Annotated in this window: 13 protein-coding genes and 4 riboswitches; of the genes, 6 read left to right on the forward strand and 7 right to left on the reverse strand. The window is 71.6% G+C overall.

Translation table 11 applies throughout. The annotated features are described in order from the left end of the window. Window positions 1-4 precede the first annotated feature (4 nt). Together OHA84_RS30120 and OHA84_RS30125 are read right to left on the reverse strand one after the other, a co-directional pair. Complete coding sequence (locus tag OHA84_RS30120; RefSeq protein ID WP_266952294.1) at window positions 5-946, reverse strand: hypothetical protein; 942 nt, start codon at window positions 944-946, stop codon at window positions 5-7. Further along, window positions 943-3,750 carry a prenyltransferase/squalene oxidase repeat-containing protein gene (locus OHA84_RS30125; RefSeq protein WP_371591492.1) on the reverse strand — a complete coding sequence of 936 codons (2,808 nt, stop codon included), beginning with the start codon at window positions 3,748-3,750 and terminating at the stop codon, window positions 943-945. The genes OHA84_RS30120 and OHA84_RS30125 overlap by 4 nt, the downstream gene beginning before the upstream one ends. A 152-nt stretch (window positions 3,751-3,902) precedes the next feature. After that, window positions 3,903-3,975: riboswitch (cobalamin riboswitch) on the reverse strand. Between the two features lie 119 nt (window positions 3,976-4,094). Beyond that, a riboswitch (cobalamin riboswitch) is annotated at window positions 4,095-4,234 on the forward strand. 96 nt (window positions 4,235-4,330) lie between these two features. On the opposite strand from OHA84_RS30125, the gene OHA84_RS30130 reads away from it, so the two are divergent. Then, a complete protein-coding gene (locus tag OHA84_RS30130; RefSeq protein WP_266968835.1) occupies window positions 4,331-5,743 on the forward strand; it encodes a hypothetical protein in 1,413 nt (470 codons plus the stop codon). Between the two features lie 212 nt (window positions 5,744-5,955). Here OHA84_RS30130 and OHA84_RS30135 read toward each other — a convergent pair whose 3' ends face one another. Beyond that, a complete protein-coding gene (locus OHA84_RS30135) occupies window positions 5,956-7,371 on the reverse strand; it encodes a short-chain fatty acyl-CoA regulator family protein (protein ID WP_053685031.1) in 1,416 nt (471 codons plus the stop codon). A gap of 378 nt (window positions 7,372-7,749) precedes the next feature. Here OHA84_RS30135 and aceA point away from each other — a divergent pair, with 378 nt between their 5' ends. From aceA to metE, 4 genes are all read left to right on the forward strand, one after another. Next, window positions 7,750-9,036, forward strand: a complete 1,287-nt coding sequence (aceA, locus tag OHA84_RS30140; RefSeq protein WP_053685042.1) for an isocitrate lyase — start codon at window positions 7,750-7,752, stop codon at window positions 9,034-9,036. An 89-nt stretch (window positions 9,037-9,125) separates the two neighbouring features. Further along, a complete protein-coding gene (gene aceB, locus OHA84_RS30145) occupies window positions 9,126-10,724 on the forward strand; it encodes a malate synthase A (RefSeq protein ID WP_266968832.1) in 1,599 nt (532 codons plus the stop codon). After that, a complete protein-coding gene (locus OHA84_RS30150; protein ID WP_078999793.1) occupies window positions 10,721-11,605 on the forward strand; it encodes a 3-hydroxybutyryl-CoA dehydrogenase in 885 nt (294 codons plus the stop codon). Before aceB ends, OHA84_RS30150 begins: the two co-directional genes overlap by 4 nt. Before the next feature lie 150 nt (window positions 11,606-11,755). After that, window positions 11,756-11,982, forward strand: a riboswitch (cobalamin riboswitch). A 169-nt stretch (window positions 11,983-12,151) separates the two neighbouring features. Beyond that, on the forward strand, window positions 12,152-14,476 hold the full coding sequence (metE, locus tag OHA84_RS30155; protein WP_266952304.1) for a 5-methyltetrahydropteroyltriglutamate--homocysteine S-methyltransferase: 2,325 nt from the start codon (window positions 12,152-12,154) through the stop codon (window positions 14,474-14,476). Window positions 14,477-14,618: 142 nt separating this feature from the next. Here the strand turns inward: metE and OHA84_RS30160 are convergent, their stop codons facing one another. From OHA84_RS30160 to OHA84_RS30170, 3 genes are all read right to left on the reverse strand, one after another. Continuing rightward, window positions 14,619-16,022, reverse strand: coding sequence for a C2 family cysteine protease (locus OHA84_RS30160; protein ID WP_266952306.1), 1,404 nt, complete (start codon window positions 16,020-16,022; stop codon window positions 14,619-14,621). 146 nt (window positions 16,023-16,168) lie between these two features. After that, window positions 16,169-16,864: a hypothetical protein gene (locus OHA84_RS30165; protein ID WP_266968829.1), complete on the reverse strand. Its 696-nt coding sequence runs from the start codon at window positions 16,862-16,864 to the stop codon at window positions 16,169-16,171. A gap of 99 nt (window positions 16,865-16,963) precedes the next feature. After that, on the reverse strand, window positions 16,964-17,452 hold the full coding sequence (locus tag OHA84_RS30170; RefSeq protein ID WP_266952310.1) for a DUF4430 domain-containing protein: 489 nt from the start codon (window positions 17,450-17,452) through the stop codon (window positions 16,964-16,966). A 166-nt stretch (window positions 17,453-17,618) separates the two neighbouring features. Continuing rightward, a riboswitch (cobalamin riboswitch) is annotated at window positions 17,619-17,691 on the reverse strand. A 300-nt stretch (window positions 17,692-17,991) separates the two neighbouring features. On the opposite strand from OHA84_RS30170, the gene OHA84_RS30175 reads away from it, so the two are divergent. Continuing rightward, entirely contained in the window at window positions 17,992-19,869 is a 1,878-nt protein-coding gene (locus tag OHA84_RS30175) for a PAS domain S-box protein (RefSeq protein WP_266952312.1), read from the forward strand. 29 nt (window positions 19,870-19,898) lie between these two features. Here OHA84_RS30175 and OHA84_RS30180 read toward each other — a convergent pair whose 3' ends face one another. After that, window positions 19,899-20,471 carry a TetR/AcrR family transcriptional regulator gene (locus OHA84_RS30180; protein ID WP_266952314.1) on the reverse strand — a complete coding sequence of 191 codons (573 nt, stop codon included), beginning with the start codon at window positions 20,469-20,471 and terminating at the stop codon, window positions 19,899-19,901. Window positions 20,472-20,627: the final 156 nt, after the last annotated feature.

The raw sequence follows: 20,627 nt of genomic DNA on the forward strand, positions 1-20,627 counted from the left end.
GCGGCTACTCCGTACGACGGCGGCGCTTGGCGGCGAACACGGCGGCGGCGCCGATCAGCAGCACCAGCGCCCCGGCGCCGACGGCGGGCAGGTACGAGCCCGCGTCGTGCTCGGCGTCGGCGGCGGGCGCCGCGTCGACGACCTCGGGCCCGGGGGCGGGGGCGGCCACGGAAGGGGCACCGGTCGTCGGCGGGGTGGTGGGCGTCGGCGGGACGCTCACGGAGGGGCTCGGCGAGGCCGAGGGGCCCTCCGAGGCCGTGGGGGCGGGCGGCGTCGTCGCGGCCGGCGGCGTCGCGGCCGGCGGGGGATTCTCCGGCTTCGGTCCGGTGTTCGCGTTCGGCGGGAGAGGGGCCGCGGTGCGGGTGTCCTGCGGCTGCGGCCCGGTGGCGCCCGTGGGTCGGGTGTTCCTGGCGCGCAGTTGGTCCGGGGTGACCAGGGGCTTGCCCTCGGTCCCCTCGACGTTCGTGCTCCCGAAGACCCACAGGTCGACGCTGCCGGGACTCGGCTTGTAGAGCATGGCGCCGAGTTGGCTGTAGTCCCACGTGTTCTGGCCCGGGTTCGCGTGCCAGTACGACCAGTAGGCGGAGGCGGGCGGGGTCAGGACACAGTCGTCCTGTTGCGGCGTCGGGTACTGCTTCCCGCCCTGGTGCCCGCTGTAGCCGATGCGGCAGATGAACGCGGGGCCGTCGTGGCCGGTGCCGGTGGTGGCCCAGCCGCCCTGGTTGAGGAGTTCGTATCCGGTGGTGGGCGTCGTACCGCAGGAGCGGTACACGGGCCCGCCCCAGTGGCTGAAGTCCACGGCGAGCACGACTCCGGAGGAGGTCGTGCACTGGCCCATGGGCTGCGGGGCCGCCCCGGCCGGGGCCGCGGTGGCCGCGAAGGCCGCCACCGTCAGCCCCAGGGCGGCCGCCGCGCGGGCGAGGACGCGCGTGACGCGGAGGGTCATCGGTCCGCCTCCGCCGGGTCGCGGCGGGTACGGGACAGGACGACGAGCCGCCAACCGGCGAGCGTCAGCACGGCCGCGGCGCCCGCGAGCGCTCCGACCTGGAGGCCGGTGGACGCGAGGCGGCCGCCCGAACCGCCCTGCGCGAGAGCGCCGCCGCCCGAGGCGCCCGCGCTCTCGCCGGGGGTCACGATGACCGGCGTGCCACCCGCACCGCCGGTGGACGGGGACGAGATGACGGGGACGGGCCGGGCGCTGGTGCCGTCGAGGCTGCGGGTGAGGGTGGCGAAGGAGATGCCGGTGGTGCCGCTGATGGCCTGGGTGGAGGCACGCATGTCGGAACCGGACGGGTCACCCTTGATGACGTTGAAGCCACCGTCGGCGTTCTGCTGGGTCGCCAGGAACGTGCGGGCCTTGGCGATCTGGGCGCCGTACTTGGTGGCGTCCAGCGAGAGTCCCTGGATGGCGAGGGCGCAGGAGTTGACGGAGTTCCCGGAGGCGCCCTGGAATCCGCCGTCCGCCTTCTGCTGCGCCGCGAGCCAGGCGAGGGCCTTGTCCACGGCCCGCTGCGAGTCGGCGTCCGGCAGCCGGTCCAGGGTCATGGCGGCCATGGCCGTGGAGTCGACCTCGGTCCTGCTGGCCTCGCCGATCAGGCTGACCCAGCCGCCGGAAGGCTGCTGGAGGCTCTTGAGGTACGCGATCGGCTCGGCCGCGGCGGCCGTCTCACCCGCACGGACCTGCGCCATGATGCCGAGCGACTGCTTGAAGACCGAGTTGGCGTAGGTGTAGTTGCCCTTCGCCGCGCACTCCTGGCGAGTACTGGTCTTGGCCTTGCAGGTGATCTTGGCGAGTGCGCCGATCAGATCCTGGCCACCGAAGTTCCGCGGATCGCGACCCACGGCCTGGGCGAGCAGGGCCACCTTTCCGATGGAGCCGCCGCCCGCGCGCTTGGTGCCGACGAGGGTCCAGTCGTGGATGCCGCGGTTCTGGCCGTCCTTGCCGCCCTTGTCGAAGAAGTCGACGATGTCGCGGAGCGTGGCGTTGTCCCCGCCGGTGGCCGCCAGGGCGTAGGCACCGTCGATGGTCATGCCGTAGTCGGCGAACCTCGTGCCGGGCCCGCCGTCGTAGAACCGGCCCTGGATCAGCCGGGTGGGGTCGGTGATGTACGCCACGCCCTTCTTGATGTCCGGCCCGTCGCCCGGCGCGATGGTCGGGGTGGGGTCGGTGGGCTTCGGGTCGGTCGGCTTCGGGTCGGTGGGCTTCGGGTCGGGCTTCTTGGTGGTCAGTGCCACCAGGTCGCTCTTGGCGCCGGCGACGACGACGGGGGCCGTGGCGAACAGGCGCGACTCGGTGTCGTCCTCCTCGAAGCCGAAGCCGCCCTCGGTGAACTGGTGCTTGGAGAGCCAGGACAGGCCCGCGTCCGCGGGGTCCGTGTCGCCGAGCGCGCGCAGGGCCTGGGCGGCCCATGCGGTGGAGCTCGGGCTGCCGGTCGTCATGTAGGAGGCGGAGGGCCAGGCGCCGCTCGCCAGGCGGGACTTCTTGAGGTGGGCCCGTGCCTTCTCGACGGCCGTGTCGTGTCCGCCGGCCCGCTTGAGGGCCAGCGCGATCAGGCCGGTGGAGGTGGCGTCACTGTCGCACCAGCCACCGGAGCGGATCAGGATGGAGGTGAAGCCGCCGTCCTCGCACTGGAGGCCGGTCAGCCGGTTCACCGCGTCGGCCGGGGGAGTGACACCGCCGTTGAGCAGCGCGATGACGGCCATGGCCTGGGCGTCGGACTGGCCCGTGGTGCGGAAGTCGCCCTTGGTGAGGCAGCCCTCGATCGTCTCGCCGTCGCCGATGTCGCGCGGGCAGACGTACTTCACGAGGTCCCCGAGCAGGTCGTGGCCGCCGAAGGCGCGGGGGTCCTTGCCGGTGGCCTCCGCGACGAGCGCGAGCCGCGCGGCGGCGGTGGCGTCGGGGATCCCGTCCTTGCCCGCGGGGTAGGCGTACGCGTCCGTCTGCGCGGGCGTGGCCAGGAAGTCGGCGGCCTTGCGGGCCACCGGGCTCTCCCGGTCGGCAGCGGCCAGGGCGAGGACGACCTCGGTGGTGAGGAAGTGGTTCGGGGTGCTCGCGCCCTCGTCGACGACGCGCTCCCCGTTCGTCAGCTTCCCGGTGAGCCAGCGGGTGGCGGCCGGCACGTCGACCGCGCCCGGCCCGGTCGGCGGGGTGGAGGGCCCGGTCGGGTCGGGCGAGGGGACACTCCCGCGGGCCCGCACGTCGTCGGGGGTGAAGGTGGGCTTGCCGGAGGAGCCGCCGACGTCCGTGCCACCGAACACCCAGGCGTCCACGTCACCGGGCTTCGGGGTGCGGGACATCGCACCGAGTGAGCTGTAGGTCCAGTTCTTCTGACCCGGCGAGGCGACCCAGTAGGACCAGTAGGCGGTCGCCTGCGGGGTGAGGACGCAGTCCTCCTTGTCCCGAGTGGGGTACTGCGTACCGGAGTTGAAGGAGCCGTTGCCGATGCGGCAGATGAAGGCGGGGCCGTCGTGGCCGGTGCCCTCGGTGGTGAATCCGCCCGTGTGCAGCAACTCGTAGCCGGTGGTGGGGGTGGTGTCGCAGCCCCGCTCGACCTTGCCGCCGAAGGGGCCGAAGTCCACGGCGACGATGGCGCCGGTGGTGGCCGTGCACCCCTCGATCGGGTCGGCCGAGGCGGGCGCCGTTGCGCCCACGAACGCCACGCTCGCCGCGAAGGTCAACAGCGCCGCCGACATGAGCGACAGCAACCTCTTGTTCCCCGTGCGTTGCTCTGGTTGCTCTGCGGTCCCCACGACGGCCCCTCGGGTCGGCCGGGCGGACCAGTGCGTGGCAAAGGGCCTCCGCCGGGCGCCGTGGGCGCCGTCGTCCGCCGTGGGGCGAAAGGGGAGGCCATTCGAACCACGCCGTAGTCCGCGACGGCGCTTCTCGCTGAAAACTTGGCTCCAGGCATTCCGGCTCGCCCGGTGGTGCCGGGCCTACGGTTGCGGGTCAGCGCCGGATTCCGACCGGCTTCCCCTGGGGCTGAGTGCTTATCAGCCGGATTGGAGCACGCGGATAAAGACGGCGTCAAGGTGGTCTGCGTCTCAGGCGGTTCCGTTCCGCTCCGGTCGGGTCAGGGCCCGTGACCGGTGGCTGGCGGACCCTTGATCACTCGGGTAGCGTCCTGGGCTGCCGAGTGGGGGAACCCGGTGCGAATCCGGGGCTGACGCGCAGCGGTGTGGAACGGCAGGGGGCCGCTTCCGAGCCCGAATGCCCATACGACACAGCGATTCACCAGCCGTACCACGCGTTCGGACGGCCGCCACCGCGCTCCGGGCCGCCCGCCCGCACGAGCTTCGGTCAGGCCGGCGTCCCTCATTCCAGGAGCAGGCCATGTCCGGTCCCCGCACGTTCCGTCGCCTCACGCTCGCGGTGCCCGCCGCGCTCGGCGCCCTCGCCCTCACGGCGCTGCCCGCCTTCGCGACCTCCAGTCCCGCGCAGATCGCCACGTCCAAGACGAACGGTGTCGCCTACCTCAAGTCCCTCCAGGCCGCGGACGGTTCGTACGCCGGTTCCGGGTTGTCCAACGAGTGGGCGTTCAGCGCCTTCGCGGCCGCCGGCACCGCCGTCGTGGACGTCGCGCCCGGCGGCGACACCACGAAGAACGCCCGCACCGTCTACCGCAACCTGCTGTCCACCGCGGGATGGCCGTCCGGCTCCCCCGTCGTCACCGACTTCGAGCGCGGAACCCTCAACGCGTACGCCGCCGGCATCGACCCGGCCCGCGTCTCCGCCTCGCGCAACCTCGTCGCGAACGTCTACTCCTACTGGCAGACGGCGGAGGCCGGCTACTTCGGCCCGTCCGGCAACTTCAACGGCACCGTCTTCGCGGCCCTTTCGCTCGGCGGAGCCAAGACGCAGGCCGGTGGCGCCCGGATCCCGCAGGCGCTGACCGACTCCATGATCACCCGCATCCGCGCCAACCAGCACGTGGACGGCGGCTGGACCTACAACAAGGCCGAGGGCAACCCCACCGTCCTGAACTCCGCGAGCGACGTCGACATGACCGGCGCCGCCCTGGCCGCGCTCTGCGTCTCCGGCGTCCCGAACACCGACACGGACGTGGTGCAGGCGAAGAACTTCCTCAAGAGCACCCTCGTCGCCAACTCCGGTGCGTTCAACTCCCTGTACGGGGTCAACACCAGCTCCAACGGCTGGGGCGTCGCCGGCCTCAACGCCTGCGGCATCAACCCGCAGACCGGTGACTTCCTCACCGCCAACGGCAAGACCCCCATCGACTTCCTGATCGCCAACCAGTACAACCCGGCGGGCGGCTTCAAGTACAAGCCGGCCGACACCACCCCCTCCGCCTATGCCTCCATCGACGCGCTGCGCGCCGTCGTCGGCGGCGGGTTCACCTCCGCTCCGCCGGTCCCGGTCACCCCGGGTGCCCCGCAGTGGGTCGCCCAGTCCACCTTCACCGCGGGTACCGCCACGAAGCTGGCGCTGACCGTCGACGACGGCGCGGGCAACCTGAAGGTCTGCTCGGTCGCCTTCACCCCGACCGGTACGACCACCACCCTCGGCGACGTCCTGAACGCCGCGACCACCGCCGCCACCCCGTCGGGTTGCGTCACGAGCGTGACCCCCTCCTCGGGCACCGGCACGATCACCAACGTCAACGGCAAGGCCAACAGCGGTTCCAACACCTGGAAGGCCGGCGTCGACGGCTCCGCCTTCACCGGCGCCGCACGCAACAAGGTGATCAACGTGGGCGACACGATCGCCCTGCGCTGGGGCGCTTGATCGCCGGCGGGTGCGGGGCCCCGCGCACGGGGTCCGCACCCGCTGTCAGACCGCCCGGGGACGAGGTGGGCGACCCCTTCGAACGAGCAGCGTGCGGCGAGATCCTGGACCGGATATCGGCGAGAGGTGAGGGAGTTGGTCCGGGAGGGGGGTGCTCCACCGCCGCCGACGACCGGCCGTGGCCCCTCCCGGCGACCGGTCGTGATTCTTCGTCAGCCGCGGGAGGACGGGGGCGCTCCCGTGACCGGGTAGGGGATGAAGGTGCTGCTGTTCTCGTCGACGGCCAGGGGCCGGCCCAGCGGCGGCACGGCACGCTGCGGGCAGTCGAGGCGCTCGCAGAGGCGGCAGCCCATGCCGATGGGAGTGGCGGCCGCCGCATTGTCGAGGTCCAGGCCGTCGGCGTACACCAGGCGGGAGGCATGCCGGATCTCGCAGCCGAGTCCGATGGCGAAGGTCTTGCCGGGATCACCCCAGCCGCCGCGGTGACGGGTGACGGCCCGGGCGGTCCACAGATGACGCTGACCGTCCGGCATCGCGGCGACCTGGACGTGGATGCGGCCGGGGGCGGCGAACGCCTCGTAGACGTTCCAGAGCGGGCAGGTGCCGCCGGCGCGGGAGAAGTGGAATCCGGTGGCGGACTGCCGCTTGGACATGTTCCCGGCCCGGTCCACCCGCACGAAGGAGAAGGGAACCCCGCGCAGCCTGGGGCGTTGGAGGGTGCTGAGCCGATGGCAGATGGTCTCGTGGCCGAGACCGAAATGGTCCGTGAGCCGCTCGATGTCGTAGCGGAACTCCTCGGCCGCCGCGTGGAACGCCGTGTACGGGAGGATCAGCGCGGCGGCGTGGTAGTTGGCGATGCCGATCCGGGCCAGCGCGTGGGCAGGGGACCCGACGGGGAAGTCCTCGGCGGCCAGCCGGTCCAGCTCGTCCCCGTACTCGATCAGGGCGAGCTGGGTGGCCATGCGGAACGCCTGCCGGCCCGGGCGCAGCCGGCTGGACAGGTGCAGGACCCGGGTGGACGGATCGTAGTGGTGCAGCCGGTCGGAGTCCGTCGTCGTCCTGATCGAGTGCCGCTCGGAGAGGTGGCGGGTCAGGGCGTGGACGACGTCCCCGGGCCGGATGCCGATCTCGCGGGCCAGCGCCTCCGCGGCGAGGTCGGTGTCGTGGAGGTAGTTCTGCCGGCGGTAGAAGAACTCCCGGATCTCCTCGTGGGGTGAGCGCGGGGCCTCCGCCGGCGAGTCCCGGCCATCGGCGGCATCGGCGAGACGCTCGGCCAGCAACTGGCTCCGCCGACCCAGGTCGAGGAGGACCGAGGCGACGGCGGGCATTCGGGTGGCCAGCTCGGACAGATCGGAGGGGGAGACGCGGGCCTCGGCGACCTGCTGGGCGAGCGCCTCGCGCAGGTCGGCCACCAGCCGGCTGGTGTCGCGTTCGGAGAAGAAGCCCGGGTCGACCCCGAAGGCCTCGGTGAGCCGCAACAGCACGGGCACCGTGAGGGGGCGGGAGTCGTGCTCCATCTGGTTGAGGTAGCTGGGGGAGATCGCGAGGACCCTGGCCAGGTCGGCCTGGGTCATCCGTCGCTCCTCGCGCAGCCGCCGCAGTCTGGCCCCCGCGTACGTCTTGCTCACCGCACTCCTTTCACCGTCGGCCGTGCCCGGTCAGGATAGGTCGGCCACCGTCCCGGGAGGGCTTCGCAACCTTGGCAATTCCGGCCCCGAAGATTGGCAAAGCTTGGCAGATGTACCTCCTTGATGGCACCCCGTGCCAGTGTCAGAGTCAGTCCTGCGGCCAGCCGGAACCGGTAGCCGGGACAGCCTCAGACCCCCGAATCGCGCCCTGATGTCGGAGGGTTGTGGAGGCCCGCTCCCGAAGATCGGCAGCATTGCTCAGCTCCGGCCCACGGGCGGGTCCGGCGGCCGCACCTCTTCTCAGGCACAGAGTGCCAATGCACGAATCAGTACCAGGGGCATTGGCAAGACACGCGACGGATGGAAACGGTGACGGTCATGGCAGAGGCGAACACGACGGCGGCGGCCGAACAGCTCAAGCAGCGGTGGGCCGACGACCCGCGCTGGACGGGCATCGAGCGCACCTACTCGGCCGAGGACGTGGTCCGGCTGTCGGGCAGTGTCCGCGAGGAACACACCCTGGCCCGGCGGGGCGCCGAACGCCTGTGGCGGCAGCTCCACGAGCAGGACTACATCCACGCGCTGGGCGCGCTGACCGGCGGCCAGGCCGTCCAGCAGGTGCGCGCCGGCCTCCAGGCGATCTACCTCTCGGGCTGGCAGGTCGCGGCCGACGCGAACCAGGCCGGACACACCTACCCGGACCAGAGCCTCTACCCGGTCAACTCGGTTCCCCAGGTCGTCCGTCGGATCAACAACGCACTGCTGCGCGCCGACCAGATCGCCACCGCCGAGGGCGGCACGGACACCACGGACTGGCTCGCGCCGATCGTCGCCGACGCCGAGGCCGGCTTCGGCGGCCCGCTCAACGCGTTCGAACTGACCAAGGCGATGATCGCGGCGGGCGCCGCCGGCATCCACTACGAGGACCAGTTGGCCTCGGAGAAGAAGTGCGGGCACCTCGGCGGCAAGGTCCTCGTTCCGACCTCGCAGCACATCCGCACCCTGAACGCGGCCCGCCTGGCCGCCGACATCGCCGACACCCCGACCCTGATCATCGCCCGTACGGACGCCCTCGCCGCGACCCTGCTGACCAGCGACGTCGACGAGCACGACGCCGAGTTCTGCACCGGCGAGCGCACCGCCGAGGGCTTCTACCACGTCCGGAACGGCATGGCGCCGGTCATCGCCCGCGGCCTGGCCTACGCCCCGTACGCGGACCTGATCTGGGTGGAGACCGGCACACCGGACCTGGAGCAGGCCCGCGAGTTCGCCGAGGCCATCCACGCGCGGTACCCGGACCAGATGCTCGCCTACAACTGCTCGCCGTCCTTCAACTGGAAGGCGGCCCTGGACGACGACCAGATCGCCAAGTTCCAACGCGAACTCGGCGCGATGGGCTACCGCTTCCAGTTCATCACCCTGGCCGGCTTCCACTCCCTCAATCACGGCATGTTCGACCTCGCCCGCGGCTACGCCGAGCACGGCATGACCGCCTACGTCGACCTCCAGGAACGCGAGTTCGCCTCCCAGGCCCAGGGCTTCACGGCCGTCAAGCACCAGCGCGAGGTCGGCACCGGGTACTTCGACCTGGTCTCCACCGCCGTCAACCCGACCTCCTCCACCACCGCGCTCTCCGGCTCCACCGAGGAAGAGCAGTTCCACTAGGACCTGTCGTCGAAGTTTCGCCTGGCCCGCGGCGCCCGAGAGGCCTGTCCCTCGGGCGCCCGCCGCCCCACGCCGAGGAGCAGAACCGCATGTCACTCACGCCCCTGACCAGCCATGTCCGGGTTCTCGGCGCGCCGGATGAGCGCCACGACGAGATCCTGACCCCCGCGGCCCTGGAGTTCGTCGGCCGACTCGACGCCGCGTTCGCGGACCGACGCCTGGAGATCCTCAAGGAACGCCGCCGCCGCTCCGCCCACCTGGTCTCCGGCTCACCGCTCGACTTCTCCCGGGCCACCTCCGCCGTCCGCGCCGACCCCGACTGGCGGGCCGCACCCCTCGCGCCCGGCCTCACCGACCGCCGGGTCGAGATCACCGGACCGCCCGAGCGCCGCATGGCGATCAACGCGCTGAACTCCGGGGCGAAGGTCTGGATGGCGGACTTCGAGGACGCCACCGCCCCCACCTGGAACAACATCATCGGCGGGCAGCTCACCCTGCTCGACGCCATCGAGCGACGCATCGACTTCACCACCCCCGAGGGCAAGGAGTACCGCCTCGGCGCGAACCTCGCGACCATCATGGTCCGCCCGCGCGGCTGGCACCTCCTCGAAGAACACCTGGAGATCGACGGCCGGCCCGTGTCCGCCTCCCTCGTCGACTTCGGCCTGTACTTCTTCCACTGCGCGCGGCGGCAGATCGACGCCGGGCACGGCCCCTACTTCTACCTTCCCAAGCTGGAGAACCGGACCGAAGCCCGCCTGTGGAACGACGTGTTCGTCCTGGCCCAGGAACTCCTCGGCATCCCCCGCGGCACCGTCCGCGCGACCGTCCTCATCGAGACGATCACCGCCGCCTTCGAGATGGAGGAGATCCTCCACGAACTGCGCGAGCACAGCGCGGGCCTCAACGCCGGCCGCTGGGACTACCTGTTCAGCCTGATCAAGACCTTCGGCCACCGGACCGACTTCCAACTGCCCGACCGGGCGAAGGTCACCATGACCGCCCCGTTCATGCGGGCCTACACGGAACTCCTCGTGCGGACCTGCCACCGACGCGGCGCCCACGCCATCGGAGGCATGGCCGCGCACGTCCCCAGCCGGGACGCGGACGCCAACGCCGCCGCGCTCGCCAAGGTCCGCCTCGACAAGGAACGGGAGGCCGAGGACGGCTTCGACGGCTCCTGGGTCGCCCACCCCGGCCTGGTCCCCGTCTGCCGCGAGGTCTTCGACGGTGTCCTCGGAGACCGACCGAACCAACTGGACCGCACCCGCGAGGACGTCGAGGTCACCGCCGCCGACCTGCTGTCCGTCCGCAGGATCGCCGCCCCGCCGACCCCCGAGGGCATCCGCTCCAACGTCGCCGTGGCCCTGCGCTACTTCGACGCCTGGCTGCGCGGCAGCGGCGCCGTCGCCCTGGGCGGCCTGATGGAGGACGCCGCGACCGCCGAGATCGCCCGCGTCCAGATCTGGCAGTGGCTGCGCCACGACCGGGTGGACCGCGGGGCGGTCATCGAGTTCCTCGACGCCGAATGCGCGGCCCTGGAGGCCGAGGACCCGCGGGCGCTGGTCCTCGAAGCACGGGAGGTCTTCGTGGACACCGCGCTCTCCGTGCGGCTCCCCGCCTTCTTCACCCCCGACGCCTACACCCGCCACCTCGTCCGCGCCGCCGCCGTGCGGGTGAACGCGTGAACGCCCCCGAGGGAGCGCCCCGGATCCGGCGCGTCGGAGTCGTCGGCGGCGGGCAGATGGGTGCCGGCATCGCCGAGGTCTGCGCCCGCGCCGGCATCGACACGGTGGTGGCCGAGGCGGACTCCGTCGCCGCCCGAACAGCCCGCGAACGCGTCGCCGTCTCCCTGGAACGCGCCGTCCAACGCGGCAAGCTCGACCGGGCCTCCGCCGAGGACGCCCTCGCCCGGCTCGTGTTCACCGGCGACCTGGAGGACCTCGCCGACCGGCAACTCGTCATCGAGGCCGTCACCGAGAACCCCGACGCCAAGACGGAGATCTTCACCGCCCTCGACAAGCTCGTCGAGGACCCGCGGGCCATCCTCGCCACGAACACCTCGGCCATCCCGATCATGCGGCTGGGCATGGCCACCGGCCGTGCCGACCGGGTCGTGGGCCTGCACTTCTTCAACCCCGTGCCCGTCCTGCCGCTCGTCGAGGTCGTGTCCTCCCTGCACACCTCGGCGGACACCCTCGCCGCGGTCGAGGCCTTCGCCCGCGACGCCCTCGGCAAGACGACCGTCCGCTCCCAGGACCGGGCCGGCTTCGTCGTCAACGCGCTGCTCGTCCCCTACCTCCTCTCGGCCATCCGCATGGCCGAATCCGGGTTCGCGAGCGCCACCGACGTGGACGCCGGAATGGAACTCGGCTGCGCCCACCCGATGGGACCGCTCAAACTGGCCGACCTGATCGGCCTGGACACGGTCGCCGCGATAGCCGAGTCGCTGTACGAGGAGTTCAAGGAACCCCTGTACGCCCCGCCCCCGCTGCTCCAGCGGATGGTGCAGGCGGGACTGCTCGGCCGCAAGAGCGGCCGCGGGTTCCACACATACGGCCGGGGCTGAGGGCCCCGGCGGGTCTCCGGGCCGAGGGTGCGCCGGAGGCCGCACGAGAAGACCGGGGGTGCGGTGAGTGGTGTCACCGCACCCCCGGGCGTGTCTCATTTCACCGTCCGACATGTGGGAAGCCGTGTTCATTGACCGGGCTGTCGACCTAGTGTGGGCCTCGCAGCTGGTTCGCCCCCGTCCGCCAGGCGGGATGCGTCGCAAGAGGGAACCCGGTGGGAATCCGGGACTGCCCCGCAGCGGTGAGCGGGAACGACCGCCGTCATACGCACTGGGACCGGAACCGGTCCTGGGAAGCGACGGCCAGTAGGTGCCCGCCGGGAGACCGGCAGGCGTGCCCGCGAGTCCGAAGACCTGCCCGTTGCCCGAGCGCGATCGACCGCGCCCGGTTTCCCGGTGACCTCGTGGGCGGGTCGGCGTGCTTCAGGCGGATCCTCCCCGTCGCGTACACGGACGTACGCGACCCCGGCGGTCCGCCCGTTCCGGCACCCTTCGCACCCTCGGCCCTCACCGGTCCATGGAGACAAGCTCGCGAAGGAGAGTTCCGTGACCACCGAGTCCGCAGCCGCGGCAGTACAGGCCACCGTGTACGGCTACCCCCGGCAGGGCCGCAACCGCGAACTGAAGAAGGCCATCGAGGGCTATTGGAAGGGCCGCGTCACCGCGGACACCCTCCGGGAGACCGCCCGCGACCTGCGCCGGACCAACTGGGCCCAACTGGCCGAAGCCGGCATCACCGAGCTTCCGACCGGCGACTTCTCGTACTACGACCACGTCCTGGACACCACGGTCATGGTCGGCGCGATCCCCGCCCGCCACCGCGACGCCGTCGACGCCGACGCCCTGGACGGCTACTTCGCGATGGCGCGCGGCACACAGGACGTGGCCCCGCTGGAGATGACCAAGTGGTTCGACACCAACTACCACTACCTGGTCCCCGAACTCGGACCCGACACCGTCTTCACGGCCGATCCCGCCAAGCAGGTCGCCGAGCTGAAGGAGGCCCTGGCCCTCGGCCACACGGCCCGCCCCGTCCTCGTCGGCCCGGTGACGTACCTGCTCCTCGCCAAGCCCGCGCCCGCGGTCGCCGCCGACTTCGAGCCGCTCACCCTCCTCGACCGGCTGCTGCCCGTCTACGCCCGGGTCCTGGCCGAACTGCGCGCGACCGGCGCCGAATGGGTCCAGCTCGACGAACCCGCCCTCGTCCAGGACCGCACCCCGGCCGAACTGAACGCCGCCGCGCGCGCCTACCGCGAACTCGGCGCGCTGACCGAACGCCCCAAGCTCCTCGTCGCCTCCTACTTCGACCGGCTCGGCGAGGCCCTGCCCGTCCTGGCCAAGGCACCCGTCGAGGGCCTCGCCCTGGACTTCACCGACTCGGCCGCCGCCAACCTCGCCGACCTCGCGGCGGTCGGCGGGCTCCCGGGCAAGCGCCTCGTCGCCGGGGTGGTCAACGGCCGCAACATCTGGATCAACGACCACCGGAAGTCGCTGAGCACCCTCGGCACCCTCCTCGGCCTCGCCGACCGGGTCGACGTCGCCGCCTCCTGCTCCCTCCTGCACGTCCCGCTGGACGCGACCGTCGAACGCGACATCGATCCCCAGGTCCGCCGCTGGCTCGCCTTCGCCCGCCAGAAGACCGCCGAGATCACCACCCTCGCCCGCGGCCTCGCGCAGGGCGCCGACGCGATCACCGCCGAACTCGCCGCCAACCGGGCCGACCTGGCCTCCCGCGCCACGTCCCCCATCACCCGCGACCCCGCGGTCCGCGCCCGCACCGAGGCGATCACCGACGCTGACGGCCGCCGCGCACAGCCGTACCCCGAGCGCGCCGCCGCCCAGCGGGCCCACCTGGGACTGCCGCTGCTGCCGACCACCACCATCGGATCCTTCCCGCAGACCGACGAACTGCGCGTGGCCCGCGCCGACCTGCGAGCCGGCCGGATCGACACCGCCGGATACGAGGAACGCATCAAGGGCGAGATCCGCGAGGTGCTCTCCTTCCAGGAGAAGACCGGCATCGACGTCCTCGTCCACGGCGAACCCGAACGCAACGACATGGTCCAGTACTTCGCCGAACAGCTCACGGGCTACCTCGCGACCCAGCACGGCTGGGTCCAGTCCTACGGCACCCGCTACGTGCGCCCGCCGGTCCTCGCCGGGGACATCTCCCGCCCCGAGCCGATGACCGTGCGCTGGACCACCTACGCGCAGGCGCAGACCACCAAGCCGGTCAAGGGCATGCTGACGGGCCCCGTCACGATGCTCGCATGGTCCTTCGTACGCGACGACCAACCCCTCGGGCAGACCGCCCGCCAGGTCGGACTCGCCCTCCGCGATGAGGTCAACGACCTTGAGGCGGCCGGGACTTCGGTCATCCAGGTCGACGAGCCCGCCCTGCGCGAGACCCTTCCGCTGCGCACCGCCGATCACGCGGACTACCTGGCGTGGGCCACCGAGTCCTTCCGCCTCACCACGTCGGGCGTCCGGCCGGACACCCAGATCCACACGCACATGTGCTACGCCGAGTTCGGCGACATCGTCCAGGCCATCGACGATCTCGACGCGGACGTCATCAGTCTGGAGGCGGCCCGTTCCCACATGCAGGTCGCGCGCGAACTCGCCGCGCACGGCTATCCGCGCGAGGCCGGGCCCGGCGTGTGGGACATCCACTCGCCGCGCATCCCCTCCACGGAGGAAGCGGCAGCCCTGCTCCGCAAGGGACTTGAGGCCATTCCCGCCGAGCGGCTGTGGGTCAACCCCGACTGCGGGCTGAAGACCCGTGGCTGGACCGAGACCCGCGCCTCCCTGGAGAACCTGGTGGCGGCGGCTCGCGAGGTCCGCACGGAGGCAGCCGGCGCGACCGCCTGATCCGATTCGGGCCGGAACGTCGCTCTCCCGACGCTCCGGCCCGATCACGTGCCCTCGGGGCTCGGCCCGCAAGAGGGCTCAGGTGAAGGCCGCCTGGTGAGTGGCCGGCGAGGGGCCGTGACCGGCACTCTCGCAACAGAACCTAGGCCAACGTGCTGTACCGGTTCGCGAAGTTCGCTCTGAACTCACCGGCCGTGAACGTCCCGGGGTGGTTCCTGTTGTGCGGGTTGCGGAGCCGGATGTTCCCTCGATCGTCCACCTCGACCACCTCGTAGACGTGCTCCGCTATGAGGTCGGAGCGGATTCCCGGCTTGTTCGCCTCGGCTCCACGTGAGCCGATCAGTATCGGGGAGCCCGCTTCCAGCTTCTCCCGGAACGAGTCGAGGAGTTGGCGGTTCGGATTGACGCCGTTCATGTCGTATCTGGAGGGAACGTCATCGCAGTACGCCGGCCGGCCCGTGAGTTGGGCCAGCATCTCGGCGCGGTGCTCGGCCCTCGTGCCCAGGTTGAGCCGTTCGTAGCCGGAGGTCTGACCGGCCTTGCCTTCCTCCCAGGTCTGGTCGACCCCCGCGAAGGCCTTCTCCAGGATCACGGGCCAGGCGGCGCCCCCGGTTCCCACCTGCGCGTAGGCCGGGTTCTTCGGATCGAGGGACGGCACGACCAGTTCCGGCGTGACGGTGAGAACGGTGACCGCACCGGTCGGTTCGTAGGGTGCCAGATCCCCGGGCCGGTTCTTGCTCACCTGATGGAGGGTCACCTCGTACGTGCCGTCGTCGTTCTCCTTGACGCAGTTCGAGATCGCTTCCGGAAGGTGTCCGGCGACGGCCCCCATGGAGGCGATCACCCCGCAGTCGCCGAGAGTGCCCTGCGCCGTCTGTTCGCGGCTCGGGGGTCCGTCGAACAAGGGGACGCGCCCGCCGTCGGAACGGTCGAGAGGCGTCCCGTACTGGTAGAGGCGCACGTTCTCTTCCGGGATCTCCATGGCGTTGAACGCCGGCCGGTCCACCGTGGCGTGGCGGTCGCCGGCGCCGTCCGCGGACGCGTGGGGCGCGGTGAGGGAGTCGCGCATCTTCGAGAAGACGTCCCGCAGCGGGGCGCCCTCGGGTGCCGGGCCGCCGCCGGCCGGGTCCGCCGCGGACGTCCGCTCCCCGGTTTCGTCATCGGCCGCATCGTCGAGCGGCTCCGGCCCGTTCCCGGTCCAGGTTCCGGGGGAATCGGGCTCTTGAGGTTCCTCGGGGGCTTCGGTCCCGTCGGCCTGATCCGTGGCAGCCGTGGGGTCGGCCTCCCCGTCCTCTTCGAACTCCTCTGGTTCCTCGGGGCCTTCAGGGGCTTCGTCCGACTGCCCGGGTTCGTCCGGAGGGATGAGGTCCATCGGGACCTCGGGCTCCTCGTCGACGCCCACGTCGCGGTCGGGATGCCCCGTCGGGACCTCCGCGGGCTCCATCGGCTCGCTGGACCGGTCGTCCCCCTCGCCGACCCCGGAGGCCGGCAGAACCACCGGTGCGTCGGTTCCGGCGCCGAGATCGGCAGTGCGCACCTCGCTCATCCCGCTCCCCCCCCCCGGCAGCCAAGCAAAGATCATTTTCTGAACGGTGTCGAGCGGAGACGCCCCCGGACCCCGGGACGCCTCCGCTCAGGAGCCGGGATTCGACAACCGGCGCGGGCCACTTCCGAGGGCCCCGGCACCGCACTTCACAGCAGGGGTTCCTGCTCGTGCTCGGCGGCCCGCAGCCCATCGATCCGCTCGCGCCAGTGGGCGGCCTCTTCTACCCGGCCGAGCTTGTCGAGCACGTCGGACAGGTGCTCGGCGGCGGCCGACGAACCCTCTTCCGCGTTCTGTGTCAGAAGCTCGGCGGCTTCCTCGAAGCGCCCCTGATGACTGAGGAGGGCGGCCAGATCACCGCGCGCGCTGTGGCCGAACCGGCCGGGCTCGCGGCAGGCGACGCGGTACCAGTGCTCCGCATCGGAGGGCCGTCCCTCCTCCTCGAACAGTTCCGCCAGGCCGTACGGCGCGTGCGGATCGCCGGTTTCCCAGGCCTTTCGGAGCCAGAACTCGCGCTCGTCCAAGTCCACCCACGACTTCATGGCCCTGATGGCCGGGACCCAACCCGCCTCGGCGGCACGCCTGCACCAGGACGCGGCCGTGACGTCGTGCGCCTTGCCGTTCGGGAACGCGTTCACCGCCCGGTCGTGGTGGACGCGCGACAAGGTGTACATCGCCTCGGCGTCGCCGGCCCGCGCGGCGGCGAGCAGCCATTCCTCGGCCGCACGGTTGTCGTCGGATTCGTAGAGGTGTTGGCCCCGCAGCCTCATCGCGACGGCGTCGCCCGCCGCCGCGGCCCGTCCGATGGCCGGGTCCAACGGGGCGGGGCGCTTCGGTATCGCCATCTGAATCTCCCTCTCGGCTTCACCACGGGATGCCCCGGATCCCGATCATTGTAGATCTCGGGGACCGGGGCCCGGGCCCTCGCGCGGCTCCGACAGGGCCTAGAAGGCGGTCCAGGTGAAGGCCACCTTGTCACCGGCCTTCAGCTTGAACTGGCAACCGCCGACGGGGGTCGGCGTGCCGTTGACGGAGATGCTCCAGTAGGCGGCACCGCCGCCGCTGACGTTCTTGATCGTGTCGACGGAGAAGTCGTCGAACGAGGCGTACCAGGTGCCGTCCCAGGTGAAGTGCCTCTTCTTCGCGGCGTCGTCCAGAGCGGCGGTCGGCGTGGGCACGGCGCTCGGGTTCGCCGAGCCGTTCGTGCCGTCGCACTTGTGCGTGCCGCCCGTGACGGTGGTGACGTCGTGGCCCCTGGTCTTGATCTTCCCCTTGAACAGCAGCCCGCTCGGGCCCTGCACGGTGAGGTTGACCTTGACCGGGGCGTTCGTGCCGGCGACCGGCTTGGCGTGCGCGACGGCGGGCGCCGAGGCGAGCGCGAGCCCCAGGGCGGCCGACGTGACGAGGGTGCGACGTACGAGGTTCGGGCGCATGAATTGCCTTTCGAACGGGGCGGGTTCACGGCGCGCCCCTGTCCGCCACGACATCCGCCACCGGCACCATGACCCCGAAGCAGCGGGAACCGGCGGTGGGCGAGTCGGCGACTCAAGGCTCCGCGCTGCAGACCATGACAGTGGGAAGCGGTACGAACCGGATGCCGGGTGCTCCGACTCGGAGCGCGCACGCGCCCCACACGGTTGCAGGTCAGCGCCGGATTCCCACCGGCTTCCCCCAGGTCATACGGTGATGCGGTTGTCACCCGGGTCCGACCGGGCAGACGAATCGTACGATCGGACAAGCCTTCTGACCAGAGGTCACCCCTACGGGCAGGACGGCCGGGGCCATGGAGCGGCCACGGCGATGGCGGCCCGCTGCCCCGCCCGTCGACGGATGCCCGGGGCGACCGCCCCGGCCGCCGCTCATACCCGGTCAATTGCGCGTGTGTTCCGGTCAACCCGCGAAGTGGTGGGGGGATGCGTGGTCGGATGTTCGCTTCGGTGGTGTCCGGTGTCCGGCGAGTGCGAGGCGCAACATGACGACGACGACCGAAGAGCCGTTCCGGGCCCTTCTGGAGGCGGCACCGGACGCGATGGTGATCGTGGACGACGCCGGCGTGATCCGGCTGGTGAACGCGCAGACTGAGGCGCTGTTCGGCTACCCCCGGCACGAACTGCTCGGCCGACCCATCGAGGTCCTGGTGCCCGAGCGCTTCAGGGGGCACCACCCCGGGCACCGGCTCGGATACGCCGGCAGCCGACAGGTACGGCCCATGGGCGCGGGACTGGAGCTGTACGGACTGCGCAGGGACGGACGCGAGTTCCCCGTGGAGATCAGCCTCAGCCCACTACAGACCACCGACGGCCTGCTCATCTCGGCGGCCGTGCGCGACGTCAGCGACCGCAGGGCCGCCGAAGAACTGTTCCGGGCACTCCTGGAGGCCGCCCCCGACGCGATGGTGATCGTCGACGACCGCGGCACGATCCAACTCGTCAACGCCCAGACCGAGGCGCTCTTCGGCCACACCAGGGCCGACCTCCTGGGCCGCCCCGTGGAGGTGCTCGTACCGGAGCGCTTCCGGGGCCATCACTCCGGCTTCCGGCAGGGCTACTTCATCAACCGCCAGGTCAGACCCATGGGCGCCGGCCTGGAACTGCACGGCCTCTGCAGGGACGGACGCGAGTTCCCCGTCGAGATCAGCCTCAGCCCCCTGGAGACCCCGGACGGAACCCTCGTGTCGGCGGCCATCCGCGACGTCAGCGACCGCAAGGCCGCCGAGGAGAAACTCGCCGAACTCTACGAACAGCAGCGCCACGTGGCCCTGACCCTGCAACGCAGCCTCATGGGCTCGCCCGCCGACGTGCCGGGCATGCCGACGGCGAGCCGGTACTTCCCGGCGCGCCTGGGCGCGGGCGTGGGTGGCGACTGGTTCGACCTGATCCCCCTGGGTGGCGGCCGCGTGGGCGTCATGATCGGTGACGTGATGGGGCGGGGGCTGGAAGCCGCCGCCGTCATGGGGCAGTTGCGCTCCGCTTCGCACGCGCTGGCGAAGACCGGCATGCCGCCCTGGCAGTTGATGCGCGCCCTCGACGCCGTGGTGAGCGAACTCCCGGACCAGTTCGTCACCTGCTGCTACCTGGTCGTCGACGCGGACGCCGCGGAACTGACCGTGTGCTCGGCCGGACACCTGCCGCTGCTCCTCGCCGCGCCGGACGGCCGGGTGAGCCGGCTCGCCGTGGACGTCAGCGTGCCACTCGGTGTCGGCGAGGTCCCGCACCACGAGAGCCGCCACGCCGTGGAACCCGGATCGGTGCTCGCGCTCTACACCGACGGGCTCGTCGAAACGCCGGGCAGCGACATCGAGGAGCAACTCGATCGTCTGGCAACGGCATTGGGAAAGACTTTCGCCAACACCGATGACCTCGAAACGATGGCCGACTCCCTCCTGGGCGAGATGCTGCCGGACGCCGACGACAACGCGGACGACGTCACCCTGCTCCTCGTGCACATCCCCGACATGCCGGTGACCTCACAGAGCGTGGTACTGGCCCCACAACCGAGCAGCGTCGGCGAGGGCCGGCGCTTCCTGCGTTCCACCCTCGCCCGGTGGGGGAACGTGGACGACCAACTGTGCGAGACGGCCTGTCTGCTCGCGTCCGAGCTGCTCTCCAACGCGGTCAACCACGGTTGCGGCCCCATCCGGCTGAGACTGCGTCACGCGGGCAGGGAACTCAGCGTCGAGGTGTGCGACGGCAGCCCCGTCCTTCCACAGGCACGGTTCGCTTCGTCCGACGCGGAATCCGGACGGGGCCTGCTCCTCGTGGACTCGCTCGCCGAAGCCTGGGGCACGCTCCCGACGGCCGAGGGGAAGGCCGTCTGGTTCTCCCTGCCCCTCCCGCGCCCGCGTCGCTGAACCTGTCGTGCGAACTCTGACGACGGGGTCTAGGGAGCCTGCGTCGGGGTGAACTTCGTGAGGACCAACAGGGCGTCGACGAGGTCGGCGGCCGGGGCGCCGGTGGCCAGACGGCGCAGCTGCTGCCCGAAGACCAGGGCGACGGCCACGCCCGCCAGGCGTTCGGGGTCCGGCACACCGAGGAGGGTCAGGATCCGGGCAGCCAGGAGGTCGTAGGCGGCGAAGCACTCGGTCGCCGCTGCTCGCAGCCGTTCGTCGCGGCCGGCCTGCACGTACAGCTCGAAGGGCGCGATGTGCCGACTGTCGAAGGCGTTGCCGCCCGCGACCTGCGCGACGACCTCGGCCGCCTGCCCGATGTCGAAGGACTCGTCGGAGCACGAGTCGGCGAGCGCCGTGAAATGCCGGGTCTCCTCGGCCACGAAGTGCAGCAGGCTCTCCCGCAACAGCTCGTGCTGCGTGGCGAAGTGGTAGGTGACCGAACCGAGGGAGACCCCGGCCTCCCTGGCGATCCGCCGGTTGGTGACGGCGGCGATGCCGTCCTGCCCGATGATCCGCAGTACGGCGTCGATGATGCTCTGGCGGGTGTCGGAAGCACGGGGCATGTCGACATTCTGCCGCATCGGGCGGTACGGCGGCCGGGCGGCGATCCGGGCGGTCGTCCGGGCGGCCGTCCGGGGACCGAGGCGACGTGAAGGACGTGTCCGTGCGGCCCTGACCGAGCGGTCAGGGGCCGACCACGTCCTCCCCTCGCCCTCTTC

The sequence above is a fragment of the Streptomyces sp. NBC_00513 genome, from assembly GCF_041431415.1.
In the GTDB taxonomy this organism is placed as follows: domain Bacteria; phylum Actinomycetota; class Actinomycetes; order Streptomycetales; family Streptomycetaceae; genus Streptomyces.